The organism is Agrobacterium sp. CFBP 3001 (assembly GCF_027871605.1).
GTDB classification, from domain to species: domain Bacteria; phylum Pseudomonadota; class Alphaproteobacteria; order Rhizobiales; family Rhizobiaceae; genus Agrobacterium; species Agrobacterium leguminum.
In genome coordinates this window covers 65,934-79,065 of the sequence record NZ_JAQAHD010000005.1, presented here as the reverse complement: position 1 = coordinate 79,065, position 13,132 = coordinate 65,934, and the positions used below count along the sequence as shown (strand labels likewise).

Below are 13,132 nucleotides of genomic sequence, written 5' to 3'. Positions count from 1 at the left end.
ATCAGCCGGCCTTGTCCAGCCGTTCGGCGCGCAGGCCAAGCATATACATTGCAACGGTGGCTCCGGCAATGGCGGTAATATCGGCATGGTCATATGCGGGTGCTACCTCCACGACGTCCGAGCCGCGAATATCAAGCTGGCCAAGCCCGCGCAGAACGGAGAGAATTTTGGCACTGGTCGGCCCGCCGGCCACCGGCGTTCCGGTTCCCGGCGCAAAGGCAGGATCGAGGCAGTCGATATCGAAGGTCAGATAGGCGGGCATGCCGGCCGTGTGCTTGACGATCAGCGAGGCGATATCGCTCGCCCGCATTTCCTCCACCTCGTAACCGGGGAGAATGCGAATGCCGAAATCGTCAGGCGCATGGGTGCGGATGCCGATCTGGATCGACCGATCAGGGTCAATCAGTCCATCCCGCACGGCGCGGGCCACGAAGGAGCCGTGGTCGATGCGCTTGCCGTCGTCGAACCAGGTGTCCTGATGCGCATCGAACTGCACAAGCGCCAATGGCCCATGTTTGGCCACATGCGCCTTTAAAAGCGGCCAGGTAATGAAGTGATCGCCGCCGAGCGTCAGCAGATAATCTGTTTTGGAAATGATCCGGCGCGCTTCTTTTTCGATCGTATCAGGCGTTTTCCAGTGATTGCCATAGTCGAGCAGACAGTCACCATAGTCGATGGTCGGCATATGGGCGAAAAGATCGCGCGCGAAGGGATATTGCGGATCGTTGTCGAAGATCGCCGAAGCCCGGCGGATCGCCTGCGGCCCGAAACGGGCGCCCGGCCGATTGGAGGTGGCCGCATCGAAGGGAATGCCCCAGATGGCCGTCGATACGCCCTTGAGGTTCTTGGTATATTTGCGCCGCATGAAAGAGAGGACGCCCGCATGGGTCGGGTCGGTGGCGGCCGATGTCAGGGTCGTTGCGGTGAAGGCATGGTCGATGGTTTTGGACGGCATTGATCACCCCATTGCGATTTGCGCCGAGGTTGCTGTCTTCCTGCTGAAAAAACAAGGGAGCAGACCATGAAAAAAAGGCGGAGCCGAAGCCCCGCCTTTCGAAGTTCTGAATGAACCGTTCTGAGAAGCAATTAGCGCTTCGAGAACTGGAACGAACGGCGGGCCTTGGCCTTACCGTACTTCTTACGCTCGACAACGCGGCTGTCGCGGGTCAGGAAGCCACCCTTCTTCAGAACGGAGCGCAGGCCCGGTTCGAAGTAGGTGAGGGCCTTGGACAGGCCGTGACGAACGGCGCCGGCCTGACCGGACAGACCACCACCGGCAACGGTGGCGATGATGTCGAACTGACCCGTGCGGGCAGCGGCGACGATCGGCTGCTGAAGGATCATCTGCAGAACCGGACGTGCGAAATACGTGGTGAAATCGCGGCCGTTGATGATGATCTTGCCAGAACCGGCCTTGACCCATACGCGGGCTACGGCGTTCTTGCGCTTGCCGGTCGCGTAGGAGCGGCCGAGGGTGTCAACCTTGCGGACATGCACGGGAGCCGAAGCTTCCGATGCCGGGGCGAGGTCTTTCAGAGAGGAAAGATCGGCCATTATCAGGCGCTCCTTACGTTCTTCTTGTTAAGCGCGGCCACGTCGAGAACGGTGGGCTGCTGTGCTTCGTGCGGATGGTTCGAGCCGGCGTAAACGCGCAGGTTCTTCATCTGGCGACGGCCGAGCGGGCCGCGCGGGATCATGCGCTCGATGGCCTTTTCAACGACGCGCTCCGGGAAGCGGCCTTCGATGATCTGGCGAGCCGTACGCTCCTTGATGCCACCCGGGTGACCGGTGTGCCAGTAGTACTTCTTGTCGGAGTACTTGTTGCCGGTGAAGGCAACCTTTTCCGCGTTGATAACGATGACGTTGTCGCCATCATCAACGTGGGGGGTGTAGGTAGCCTTGTGCTTGCCGCGCAGGCGGGTTGCAACGATGGTGGCGAGGCGACCAACAACGAGGCCTTCGGCGTCGATGATGACCCACTTCTTCTCCACCTCAGCAGGCTTCTGAACGAAAGTAGACATGGATTTCACTTTCTAATGTGGACCCGTCATCCTCTTTATGAAAGAGCATACGGGCGTTTCTTGTTGCTTGGTTTGGTTGCCGTCAAAGGCAACCGCAAATGACCCTATTCCGGCTGGAATCCGATCTGGCGCGCTTATACGGTGCGCGGGCGAAAGCGTCAATATGACGGATTCTGAAGGTCGCAAAAATAAGATAGCAAAAACAATGGTTTGATAATGGGGTATTATTTTACCTCACCGAGCGACCCTGTTTTACCCCAGTCGCATCACCAGAACGCCCGCTGCAATGATGCCTCCGGCAAGATAACGCCAGATGCTGGCACGTTCTTTCAGGATCACCACGGAGATCACCAGCGCAAAGAGAATGGAGGTTTCCCGGAGCGCCGCGACCACGGCGACGGGCGCTTTGGTCATGGCGTAAAGTGCCAGCCCATAGGAGAGAATGGAGCCGACGCCACCGATCAGGCCGCGCCACCAGTTGCGCCGGACATGGTCCGCGACCGGGCCCACACCGCGCTGGTAGAAGGCAAAACCGAAAAGCAGCACGGGCGGCAGAAGCGACATCCACAGCGTATAGGAGATGGCGTTGCCGGAAAGCCTTGCGCCGACACCGTCGACGAAGGTGTAGGACGCGATCACGAAGGCGTTGAGCAGGGCGACCATGATCGCCTTTCCGCCACCGCGCCGCGCCTCGAAAGCGAGCGTCAGGATGCCGCCGGAGATGACGGCGATGCCGGCAAGGGCCAGCGGGCTTAAAATCTCGCTCAGGAACAGGCTGCTCGTCGCCGCGACGATCAGGGGCGCCACGCCGCGCATGACGGGATAGACAAGGCCGATGTCACCGATCGTATAGGCGGCGGCGACAAGCCGGAAATAGGCGAATTGCAGAACGGCCGAAGCGATCAGGAAAGGAATGGCGACCGGCGCGGGAAATGGCAGGAAAGGCAGAAACGGTAGCGAACAGGCCGCAGCGCCCGCCGCGATCAGCGAGGCGTCCAGCGATTTGTCGGATCCGGCTTTGACCAGCGCATTCCATCCGGCATGCAGCATCGCGCCTAGGAGCACCAGAAGAAGAATGTCAAATGTCACAATAGAGACTCGCTCGCGGGCTACTTTGAGCAACCTACAGCATCGGCTTGAAAACCGGAATCGATTTTCGGCGAGGGCGGCAAGCCTTTGCCGATTGCTCGAGCACGCTTTTTGCGCACGGGAAACCGCCCGCAAGCGGCATGTGGTCACCGCGGAAACTGCAACGCGCGTAAAATTTATGCTTTGTGCATGTCATGGCGCCGGGGAATGATTTTGCGCCGGGATGATATGACGTTCTGCTCATGATTTCATCCGCCAGATGGAGGCATGAGCGTCCGACGCACAGCTTCTGGTTTCGCCTCGAAGCGAATTTTCACTGAAAATACTACCAAATTTGTCAAATATTGGTGCGCAGTGCGCTAGGACGCTTTGGGCGCAAGATGTATTAATCGGACCACCGTGCGCGTGAAAAACAATTTCATATCTTCCATGAATCGGAATCTGTAACGTTGTAGGTTTGTATGTAGTTTGATTTGCAGAATAACTTTCTGAAAATTAGGTATCTCTAATTTTCCTGTGAACGGAATGAAAACAAACAGGAGACGAAGAGCGCATGAATTGCACGCTAATGTTGTTTTGGCCCTTATTTGCGCCAATTCGCGCCATTTTGAAAACTGGACAAAAATAGTCAGTACAACCGCCATTCCGGCGTTTGGTGAAATCATTTTGCGTGGGCGAAACCGTTCCGCTGCGCGGCGAGGTGTCTGCCGCAGCGGCAATTTTTCAGCCGTGCAGGGGTTCCAGAGAGCGAAGAACCTTCCTAGATGGAGGGGGGGACGCAACCGGTAGCGTCAGGTATGTGTCGGTGGAATTATGCGGGAGACGCTATGCTCGCGGCGCTTTTAAATGGCGCAGCTGCATTGGTATTCTTCAAACCATGCGACGCTCCAGAAGGGATAAGTTGACATGCAGCATGATAGTTACGAGCCCGACTACCTCAGAAGAATTCTGACCGATGTCAAAACCATCGCCCTGCTCGGTGCTTCGCCCAACCCGGACAGGCCGAGCCACGGCGTGATGCGCTTCCTGCTGTCCAGGGGGTATCGTGTGTTTCCGGTCAATCCCGGCCAGGCAGGCAAGGAGATATTGGGGCAGAAGGTCTATGCCAAACTCGCCGATATTCCCGAGCCGGTGGACATGATCGACGTTTTCCGGGCGCCGGAATATTTGTCGGCAATCGTCGAGGAGGCGATCTTACTGCCGGAGCGGCCAACGGTAATCTGGGGCCAGCTTTCCGTTCGCGATGACAATGCCGCCGCCAAGGCGGAAGCCTACGGTATGGAAGTCGTGATGGATCGTTGCCCTGCAATTGAGTATCCCCGTCTCAATATTGTGCGATAGTTGGTACGGATCGGACTTATCATTTGGCGGCAAGGCATTATGATCCCTCCGAAATTCCAATTGGAGGAAACATCATGCCGAGCAGCAATCCCGGGTTTTCGACGCTGGCCGTTCATGCGGGCGCGCAACCCGATCCGACCACCGGCGCGCGTGCCACGCCCATTTATCAGACCACGGCCTATGCTTTCCGCGACGCCGATCACGCCGCCGCCCTGTTCGGACTGAAAGAGTTCGGCAATATCTACACCCGCATCATGAACCCCACCCAGGCGGTTCTGGAAGAGCGCGTGGCAGCACTTGAGGGCGGCACGGCCGCGCTTGCCGTCGCGTCCGGCCATGCCGCGCAATTGCTGGTCTTCCATACGCTGCTGCAATCCGGCGACAATTTCGTCGCCGCCCGCCAGCTCTATGGCGGCTCGATCAACCAGTTCGGCCATGCCTTCAAGGGCTTCGACTGGCAGGTCCGCTGGGCCGACGCCACCGATCCGGCCAGCTTCGAGGCGCAGATCGACGAGCGCACGCGCGCCGTCTTCATCGAAAGCCTTGCCAATCCGGGCGGAAATTTCGTGGATATCGCCGCAATCGCCGATGTTGCCCATCGGCATGGCCTGCCGCTGATTGTCGACAACACCATGGCGAGCCCCTATCTGCTGCGGCCGCTGGAACACGGCGCGGATATCGTGCTGCATTCGCTGACGAAATTCCTCGGCGGCCATGGCAACTCCATGGGCGGCATCATCGTGGACGGCGGAACCTTCGACTGGTCGGCGACGGACCGATATCCGGCCCTGTCACAGCCCCGGCCGGAATATTCCGGCGTCGTGCTGCACCAGACCTTCGGCAATTTCGCCTTCGCCATCGCCTGCCGTGTGCTTGGCTTGCGTGACCTCGGCCCGGCGATCTCGCCCTTCAACGCCTTCCTCATCCTGACCGGCATCGAGACGCTGCCGCTGCGCGTTCAGCGCCATTCCGACAATGCGCTTGCCGTCGCGAAATGGCTGAAGGCGCATCCCAAGGTTGGCTGGGTGCATTATGCGGGGCTGGAAGACAGCGATAACCACGCTATCCAGCAGCATTATTCGCCAAAGGGGGCGGGCTCCGTCTTCACCTTCGGCGTCAAGGGTGGTTATGCGGCCGGCAAGGCGCTGGTGGAAGGACTGCAACTCTTCTCCCATCTCGCCAATATCGGCGACACTCGCTCTCTCGTCATCCACCCGGCCTCCACCACCCATGCGCAGCTGACACCGGAACAGCAGACGGCCGCCGGCGCCGGGCCGGATGTGGTTCGCCTGTCGGTCGGTATCGAGGACGTCAAGGACATCATCGCCGATCTCGAGCAATCGCTCGCCAAGGTCTGATGTGGCGGCTCATGCGAGTCTGGTGACCGCGTGACACCAAGCAAATTTTAGTGTGATTGAGCGGCCGCCGGAACCATGAAAACAGGGTGCTTTCGGCGGCAGCGGATTTGAGTGAAGGCCCCCGCCGTCCCATCGCGAAAGATACGCCATATGAAAACCCGAACCGGAATGCTTCGTATTGTCGCCCTTCTCCTTGCGATCGGGGTCGCGGGTGTGGCTGACATACCGGTCGTAGCTTCGGCTTCGCCGGCAAAGGCCGGGGCGGAATATTTCCCGACGCAGCAGGATTTTGTCGGAAAATGGAAGCTCACCGGTGCGACCAGCCGCCCGCCGCGCAATATGAAGACTGCGCCCACCGCCCAGCAGGAAGCGGATGCGACACTGTTCCAAGAAACGGTGACGACATTTTACTCCGCGTTTGATTATCTGGAGATCACCGCGGACGGTCGCTACAATTTTCATCAACCCGGCGATCCCTCAGGTTCATGCGTCTGGTGCGGCACATGGTCCTTTGACAAGAGTTCGCTGTGGCTGAAGCTGGATACCGCGCCCCGGCTCGATATCTACGCGAAGGACGGCGATATACAGATGACGTACACCGCTGAACCCGACAAGAAGTCGAAATACACCTGGCTGGTTTTCGGCTGGACGAAGATGGAGTAGGCGTCTCATTTCCTCGGCGGTAACGCCCAACCGGAATACCCAAGACTGTTTGACGAAGCGCTCAGAATTGAGCAAAGCTGTATGGCCAACCATATTTGACGGACAGGGGACGTCATGACGAATTTTCTGTCCTTCGATGATATCGCCGAGCTGGAATACGGTGCACCCGCCCCGGAAAGACTGATTTCCGGCGATCCCAAATTCACCACATGGAATATCGAGGAAGCTCCGGGCGGCATCTATGCCGGCATCTGGCAGTCCACGCCCGGCAAATGGCGGGTGGTCTATGACGAATGGGAATATTTCAACGTTCTCGAAGGCCATTCCATCCTGACCGAAGACGGCGGTGCGCCGCGCGATCTGAGACCGGGCGACCGCGTTATCCTGCGTCCTAGCTTTACGGGCACGTGGGAGGTCGTCGAGACGACGCGGAAGGATTATGTCATCCGGCTCTGATGGCGCGCTACCAGCGTGTCATGACGCCGAGCGATGGAATTTTCTCGTCGATAGATATCAATGCCATGTTTTCTAAAATAGATTGAGCCGCAAGAATTCGATCGAACGGATCGCGGTGTTCGCCCGGCAGCATGGCGCTTCGAACCATATGAGCGCTGTTGATGGGAAGTTCGAGAAAGCCTTCCTGTTCGATTACACCCGCAAAATCAGGAAGTATGAGCGACGCACCGGGCAAACGGCCTCGTGCGAATTTCGTGGCAATTTCCCATGCCGAAGCCGCGCTCACATAGAGGTCATTATTGGGGTCGCTGATGATTTCGCGCGCATCCGGCGAAAGCCGGTCATGGTCATTCAGCCACCAAAGCAGTGCATGGGTATCCAGTAGATATTTCATTCGGTCTCGAACTCTTTAAGTTCGTCTTCCGTCAGCGGTTCGAAGAACTCAGGTCCGACGACGAGCACGCCCTTGAAACGCCCCGGAACGCGTCGGCGTTTTTCGTGTGGAACAGAGCCCGACTTACTCTCCGAAAGACCCACCGCATCCAATTGACGCGATAGTCTCTCAAGATGCGCCTCCAGTTCGGTAAAAACGACCGGAGTGGGCAGCGTCATATCCGTTTTTTTCTTCGACTTGGTTGCCAAGGCATTTGCCTCATCACTATTGGACGAAAATACCATAGCGCATCGGGGATGATAAAAAAACTACTTCACCACGCCAGATCGAGCCGCTCCAGACCATGGAAATGATAGACATCCTTGACCCTGGGCGGCTCGGCGATCTTCAGGCCCGGCAGGCGTTTGAAAAGCAGGGGCAGGGCAAGATTGAGCTCCAGCCTTGCCAGCGGCGCGCCGATGCAGAAATGGATGCCGGCGCCGAAGGAGACGTTGGCGCCCTCGTTGCGGTCCGGCCGGAAGGTCAGGGGATCGGAAAATTTTGCCGGATCGAGATTGGCGGCGGCGAGGATGAGGCTGACCTTGTCGCCGCGCTTGAACGCGACGCCGTCGATTTCGACGGGCTCCAGAACCCAGCGCTGGAAAATATGCACCGGCGCGCAGATGCGCAGGGTTTCTTCCACCGTGCGTTCCGTGGCGGCATCGTCGTTAAACAGCGTCTCGGGGGAGATGCCGCTTTCCAGAATGATGCGCACGGAATTGCCGATCTGGTGCACGGTCGCCTCGTGCCCGGCATTCAACAGCACGATGGTGGTGGAGATGAGCTCGTCGTCGGTCAGATACTGGCCCTTGTGCTCCGTATGGATCATGTGGCTCAGCAGATCGTCCTTCGGCTCCGCCCGCCGCTCGGCGATCACGCTGCGCACATAGTCTGAAAACTCATGCGCGGCCCTGTCGGCCAGCAGCTCATCTTCCGGCGTGCGTTTGAACATATACATGCCGACATAGGCATGCGACCATTTCAGAAGCTGCGGCCCCATCTCCTCGGGAATGCCGATCATGCGGGCGATCATCGTCACCGGAATGATATCGGCATAGGAAGAGAGCAGTTCCGTCTCGCCCTTGCTTTCGAAGGCGTCGATCAGACGGTTGGCGAGTTCCTCGATTTCCGGCTTCATCTTGTCGACGTGCCGCGACACGAAGGCGCGGTTGATGAGCGTGCGCAGCCGCGTGTGCTCCGGCGGTTCCAGTTCCAGAAGCGAATGCTGCTCGGCAGCATCGAAATGCTTCACATGTTCCAGCGGCTCCGCCAGGCCGATCTCTTCGCGGCTTGCCACATGCAGGATCTGCCGCCCGAAGCGGCGGTCGCGCAACAGCGCGCTCACGTGGTCGTATCCGGTGAAAAACCATTGCCGCTGTTCTTCCCAGTAGAAGGTGGGACATTCAGCGTGCAGGGCCGCATAGACCGGGTTCGGATCGCTGTAGAAAGCCGGGTCGCGGGCATCAAGGGAAATGCGGCGGGTGGCGGGATCGATTTTGAGAAACGGAAATGTCGCTGTCATGCCCATGGTCTATTCCGCGCGCGGCGCTTTGGGAAGGGAGGGAAATCCCTTCCGGATACCTCTATGCCTGTCACTGGGTGATTACATCGTCACCGGCTGGCAATGGCGGCTATCCGGTTCAGCGCCGCGACCTGGCGGTCGGCATTGTTGTCCATCGGATTTTCGTCACGGTCCGAGGCGGGCACGACGACATTGGCCGAATTGACATGGATGACGGTCCGGTTGCGCCCGGCCTTCTTGGCGGCATAGAGCGCGCGGTCGGCTTCCGTCATCATCGTGTTGAGGTCGGCGTCCTTGATCATGGCTTCCGATATGCCGACGCTGGTGGTCACCTCGATGGCTTCACCGCGCGAACTGATCTTCGAAAGGCGCAGATTGCTGCGGATGGCTTCCGCAAGCGTCGCCGTGCTGGAAGGGCTTTCGACTTCGGCAACCAGCGCGAATTCCTCGCCTCCCATCCTGACGAAAAGGCCGCGATCGCCGATTGCGCGCTGGGCGATATTGCAAAAATGCACGAGGACCGCATCGCCGGACTGGTGGCCGTATCTGTCGTTGATCTTCTTGAAATGGTCGATATCGAACAGCACCAGAGCCACGTAACGGCTGGAGGCCGGCGACCTTTTCTTGATACGCTCGAACTCCTCCAGCAGGCCGCGCCGGTTGAGAACGCCGGTCAGATGATCGGTCATGGCGAGGCGATGGAGGCGGCTTTCCGTATCCTCCATGATGATCTTGGCGCTGATCATGATGATGGCCGTGAAGCCGAGCATGCCGGAGAGGGCAAGCGCCGATGTCATGGGAATGGCGTTGGGGATGGCGGCATTGACGGGGATGACGATGGATGCGACGAACGCCCCGGCAAAAGCCTGCAGGATCAGGATCGCGGCCAGAACCCGGCGGCTGCGTGAGGCGCGCGCCTTGCTGGCCAGAAGGACGCCGGCGAGCATGAAATAACCCGTGGCCGCACTGGCGTGATAAAGCAGGATGCGGGCCACCATGTTTTCACGCACGGGCGGCAGGAACATTCCGGCGATCCACAGGAGAGCCGGAATGGCGACCCAGCCGCCGATTTTCCGCTGTTCGAAGCACAGCAGGCCCGCAAGCCAGAAACCGAAGGCGGAAAGTGCGAGCGTATTGCCGACCTGGATGGACAGAAAACTGGAAATATCCCCGCGAAACGCCACCATGACAGCGCCGAAGCCCGTGGCGAGGAAACCGGCGGCGAAAAAGAGATTATGCCGGCGGGAAGGGCGGTGCAGCCACAGCGTTCCCAAAAGCACGGCAAGGGTGAACGTTTCCGCCGCCCACAGTAGCGTGCTCGTCTTTGCATCCAGCATTGCAAAATCCTATCTGCGCCATAATGCGATAAAAGCGGGCTCTTTCGCACGAGGTGCGTTATGCCCGCTGGAATTGTTGAGCTGCCATTTCGCCCGGTGGGCCCATTCCCCAAAGGGAACCGGAAATTCGCTGGCCAGTATCGGCAGCAAATACTAACGAGTTCTTGCCGGTGAGAAGTTATATCTGTGCATGGCGGGCGATTTTTGCCGTCGTCGCCTGCCATAGTAAAAAAATGGTGGCAGCGGGGGAAAGAGGCCCCGCTGGCGCCGCCCGGACCGAAAGCCCTGTCAACCTCGGCCCGAAAGGCCTGCAAACGCTGTTGAGCCGTTAAGGATATGCGGCTTCGTGTCTTGAAGTACGGGGCATGCACACTCTATGTAGGGAGTATGAAGGTTAGAAGTGATTCCGGAGCGGTTTTTCGCGAAGGGCAGAGTTTGACAAAGGACGGACATGAAAAATCCAGTTGATACCGCCATGGCTCTGGTGCCGATGGTCGTTGAGCAGACCAATCGCGGCGAACGCTCCTACGACATATTTTCCCGTCTTCTCAAGGAACGCATCATTTTCCTCACCGGCCCGGTGGAAGACCAGATGGCTTCGCTCGTCTGCGCGCAGCTGCTGTTCCTCGAGGCTGAAAACCCGAAGAAGGAAATCGCGCTCTACATCAATTCGCCGGGTGGCGTTGTGACCGCCGGCATGGCGATCTACGATACGATGCAGTTCATCCGCCCTGCGGTCTCCACGCTCTGCGTCGGCCAGGCTGCCTCCATGGGCTCGCTGCTTCTGGCTGCCGGTGAAAAGGGAATGCGTTTCGCAACCCCGAACGCCCGCATCATGGTGCACCAGCCTTCCGGCGGTTTCCAGGGGCAGGCATCGGACATCGAGCGCCACGCCCGCGACATCATCAAGATGAAGCGCCGCCTCAATGAAGTCTACGTGAAGCACACGGGCCGTACGCTCGAAGAGGTTGAAAAAACCCTCGATCGCGACCACTTCATGGATGCAGACGAGGCGAAGGACTGGGGCGTGATCGACAAGATCCTGACCTCGCGCCAGGAAATCGAAGGCGCCGCCGCGAATTGAGGCGCGCCGCTTTTTGACGTTTGTTTGAACCCGCAAAAGTAATTTCGGGGCTTTCAACCGCAACAGAAAGCGATATTAGTATATATAAAGGCTATGTTGAATTTTTATGACGTGGCCTTTGGTTTGATGGGGAATTCGTTGCAGCCGGTTGTCAGCTCATGTATCTGATACCGGTTAGTACCCCGGGAAACGAGGCGGATACGGCGATGCACCCCAAGGGCTGCCGTATCGGCGGGCGGTAAGTTGACCGCGATCCGTTTGGCGGACCTGCGGCGTGCTGGAAGGAAAGTGATATGAGCAAAGTCAGCGGCAGCAACGGCGGCGACTCTAAGAATACACTCTATTGTTCATTCTGCGGCAAGAGCCAGCACGAAGTCCGGAAACTCATTGCCGGACCGACGGTATTCATCTGCGATGAATGCGTCGAATTGTGCATGGACATCATCCGCGAGGAGAACAAGACGTCGATGGTGAAGTCGCGTGAGGGTGTTCCCACCCCGCAGGACATCATCAAGATCCTCGACGAATACGTCATCGGCCAGAAGCAGGCGAAGAAGATCCTGTCTGTTGCCGTTCACAACCACTACAAGCGCCTCGCGCACGCCTCCAAGAATGGCGATGTCGAGCTTGCGAAGTCGAACATCATGCTCGTCGGTCCGACGGGCTGCGGCAAGACCTATCTTGCCCAGACGCTCGCCCGCATCATCGACGTTCCCTTCACCATGGCGGACGCAACGACGCTGACCGAAGCCGGTTACGTCGGCGAGGACGTGGAAAACATCATCCTGAAGCTGTTGCAGGCTGCGGATTACAATGTCGAGCGCGCCCAGCGCGGTATCGTCTATATCGACGAAGTCGACAAGATTTCCCGCAAGTCGGACAACCCGTCCATCACGCGCGACGTGTCGGGCGAGGGCGTTCAGCAGGCGCTTCTGAAGATCATGGAAGGCACGGTCGCTTCCGTACCGCCTCAGGGCGGTCGCAAGCATCCGCAGCAGGAATTCCTGCAGGTGGATACGACCAACATCCTGTTCATCTGCGGCGGCGCGTTTGCCGGTCTCGACAAGATCATCTCGGCCCGTGGTGAAAAGACCTCGATCGGCTTCGGTGCGACCGTCAAGGCGGAAGATGATCGCCGCGTCGGCGAGGTTCTGCGCGAGCTGGAGCCCGAAGATCTGGTGAAGTTCGGTCTCATCCCGGAATTCATCGGCCGTCTGCCGGTTCTCGCCACGCTGGAAGACCTCGACGAGGATGCGCTGATCCAGATCCTGTCCGAGCCGAAGAACGCGCTGGTCAAGCAGTATCAGCGCCTGTTCGAGATGGAAGATGTGGAACTGACCTTCCACGAGGACGCCCTTCGCGAAATCGCCCGCAAGGCGATCACCCGCAAGACCGGTGCCCGTGGCCTGCGCTCGATCATGGAAAAAATCCTTCTGGACACCATGTTCGAACTGCCGACGCTGGAAGGCGTGCGCGAAGTGGTCATTTCCGACGAGGTCGTCAGCGGCCTTGCACGTCCGCTCTACATCTATGCGGATCGTCAGGAAGAAAAGACCAACGTTTCTGCCTGATCGGCCGGTCCGGTGCTTCGATGAAGTCAGAAGGCCCGCCTCCGTGCGGGCCTTTTCTGTTGTCGCCGGGTGTGAAACTTGCGCCTAACTTGGCGAAGCCCGATTTTGCGTTTGGAGCGGATTGCGCTTTGCTGATAAAGTCTTACAACTGATTTGCAGCGCGATATGACGGAAATGTGAATTTCGTCGGCGACCCGGTTCCTGAGCCCTCAAGGATAACCGGAAATGTCGGTAGTATTAGCCGGCGCTGGGTTTTG

General features: G+C 58.6%; 14 protein-coding genes. 6 read left to right on the top strand and 8 right to left on the bottom strand.

All coding sequences use genetic code 11. The features are described from left to right. Position 1 precedes the first annotated feature (1 nt). From speB to PH605_RS08790, 4 genes are all read right to left on the bottom strand, one after another. Complete coding sequence (gene speB, locus PH605_RS08805; protein ID WP_142844871.1) at positions 2-955, bottom strand: agmatinase; 954 nt, start codon at positions 953-955, stop codon at positions 2-4. A gap of 131 nt (positions 956-1,086) precedes the next feature. Continuing rightward, the gene (rpsI, locus tag PH605_RS08800) at positions 1,087-1,554 is read right to left on the bottom strand and encodes a 30S ribosomal protein S9 (protein ID WP_003521540.1); all 468 of its coding nucleotides are present in this window, start codon (positions 1,552-1,554) and stop codon (positions 1,087-1,089) included. Positions 1,555-1,556: 2 nt separating this feature from the next. Further along, a complete protein-coding gene (gene rplM, locus PH605_RS08795; protein WP_003502335.1) occupies positions 1,557-2,021 on the bottom strand; it encodes a 50S ribosomal protein L13 in 465 nt (154 codons plus the stop codon). 252 nt (positions 2,022-2,273) lie between these two features. Further along, the gene (locus PH605_RS08790) at positions 2,274-3,110 is read right to left on the bottom strand and encodes an EamA family transporter (protein WP_142844872.1); all 837 of its coding nucleotides are present in this window, start codon (positions 3,108-3,110) and stop codon (positions 2,274-2,276) included. A gap of 906 nt (positions 3,111-4,016) precedes the next feature. Between PH605_RS08790 and PH605_RS08785 the strand changes: the two genes are divergently transcribed. From PH605_RS08785 to PH605_RS08770, 4 genes are all read left to right on the top strand, one after another. Next, entirely contained in the window at positions 4,017-4,451 is a 435-nt protein-coding gene (locus PH605_RS08785; RefSeq protein ID WP_125145969.1) for a CoA-binding protein, read from the top strand. A 74-nt stretch (positions 4,452-4,525) separates the two neighbouring features. Further along, positions 4,526-5,809: an O-acetylhomoserine aminocarboxypropyltransferase gene (locus PH605_RS08780; RefSeq protein ID WP_142844873.1), complete on the top strand. Its 1,284-nt coding sequence runs from the start codon at positions 4,526-4,528 to the stop codon at positions 5,807-5,809. Between the two features lie 150 nt (positions 5,810-5,959). Beyond that, positions 5,960-6,472: a hypothetical protein gene (locus tag PH605_RS08775; RefSeq protein ID WP_125145968.1), complete on the top strand. Its 513-nt coding sequence runs from the start codon at positions 5,960-5,962 to the stop codon at positions 6,470-6,472. 114 nt (positions 6,473-6,586) lie between these two features. After that, complete coding sequence (locus PH605_RS08770) at positions 6,587-6,928, top strand: cupin domain-containing protein (RefSeq protein WP_142844874.1); 342 nt, start codon at positions 6,587-6,589, stop codon at positions 6,926-6,928. A 7-nt stretch (positions 6,929-6,935) separates the two neighbouring features. Here PH605_RS08770 and PH605_RS08765 read toward each other — a convergent pair whose 3' ends face one another. The 4 genes from PH605_RS08765 to PH605_RS08750 form a co-directional block, all read right to left on the bottom strand. After that, complete coding sequence (locus PH605_RS08765; protein WP_059752628.1) at positions 6,936-7,322, bottom strand: type II toxin-antitoxin system VapC family toxin; 387 nt, start codon at positions 7,320-7,322, stop codon at positions 6,936-6,938. After that, positions 7,319-7,570, bottom strand: coding sequence for a hypothetical protein (locus PH605_RS08760; RefSeq protein ID WP_142844875.1), 252 nt, complete (start codon positions 7,568-7,570; stop codon positions 7,319-7,321). The genes PH605_RS08765 and PH605_RS08760 overlap by 4 nt, the downstream gene beginning before the upstream one ends. Before the next feature lie 65 nt (positions 7,571-7,635). After that, positions 7,636-8,889: a cytochrome P450 gene (locus PH605_RS08755; protein ID WP_161987839.1), complete on the bottom strand. Its 1,254-nt coding sequence runs from the start codon at positions 8,887-8,889 to the stop codon at positions 7,636-7,638. An 83-nt stretch (positions 8,890-8,972) separates the two neighbouring features. Next, the gene (locus tag PH605_RS08750; protein ID WP_065653992.1) at positions 8,973-10,220 is read right to left on the bottom strand and encodes a GGDEF domain-containing protein; all 1,248 of its coding nucleotides are present in this window, start codon (positions 10,218-10,220) and stop codon (positions 8,973-8,975) included. Between the two features lie 451 nt (positions 10,221-10,671). Here PH605_RS08750 and clpP point away from each other — a divergent pair, with 451 nt between their 5' ends. Together clpP and clpX are read left to right on the top strand one after the other, a co-directional pair. Further along, complete coding sequence (clpP, locus tag PH605_RS08745; protein WP_003521529.1) at positions 10,672-11,304, top strand: ATP-dependent Clp endopeptidase proteolytic subunit ClpP; 633 nt, start codon at positions 10,672-10,674, stop codon at positions 11,302-11,304. 293 nt (positions 11,305-11,597) lie between these two features. Further along, positions 11,598-12,875 (top strand): ATP-dependent Clp protease ATP-binding subunit ClpX, encoded by a 1,278-nt coding sequence (clpX, locus tag PH605_RS08740; protein WP_059752638.1) that lies wholly within the window; start codon positions 11,598-11,600, stop codon positions 12,873-12,875. Positions 12,876-13,132: the final 257 nt, after the last annotated feature.

Coding starts and splice junctions, on each gene's coding strand:
- PH605_RS08765 (WP_059752628.1), bottom strand. CDS start 7,322: ATGAAATATCTACTGGATACCCATGCACTGCTTTGGTGGCTGAATGAC.
- PH605_RS08770 (WP_142844874.1), top strand. CDS start 6,587: ATGACGAATTTTCTGTCCTTCGATGATATCGCCGAGCTGGAATACGGT.
- rpsI (WP_003521540.1), bottom strand. CDS start 1,554: ATGGCCGATCTTTCCTCTCTGAAAGACCTCGCCCCGGCATCGGAAGCT.
- PH605_RS08755 (WP_161987839.1), bottom strand. CDS start 8,889: ATGGGCATGACAGCGACATTTCCGTTTCTCAAAATCGATCCCGCCACC.
- speB (WP_142844871.1), bottom strand. CDS start 955: ATGCCGTCCAAAACCATCGACCATGCCTTCACCGCAACGACCCTGACA.
- clpP (WP_003521529.1), top strand. CDS start 10,672: ATGAAAAATCCAGTTGATACCGCCATGGCTCTGGTGCCGATGGTCGTT.
- rplM (WP_003502335.1), bottom strand. CDS start 2,021: ATGTCTACTTTCGTTCAGAAGCCTGCTGAGGTGGAGAAGAAGTGGGTC.
- PH605_RS08780 (WP_142844873.1), top strand. CDS start 4,526: ATGCCGAGCAGCAATCCCGGGTTTTCGACGCTGGCCGTTCATGCGGGC.
- clpX (WP_059752638.1), top strand. CDS start 11,598: ATGAGCAAAGTCAGCGGCAGCAACGGCGGCGACTCTAAGAATACACTC.
- PH605_RS08750 (WP_065653992.1), bottom strand. CDS start 10,220: ATGCTGGATGCAAAGACGAGCACGCTACTGTGGGCGGCGGAAACGTTC.
- PH605_RS08775 (WP_125145968.1), top strand. CDS start 5,960: ATGAAAACCCGAACCGGAATGCTTCGTATTGTCGCCCTTCTCCTTGCG.
- PH605_RS08785 (WP_125145969.1), top strand. CDS start 4,017: ATGCAGCATGATAGTTACGAGCCCGACTACCTCAGAAGAATTCTGACC.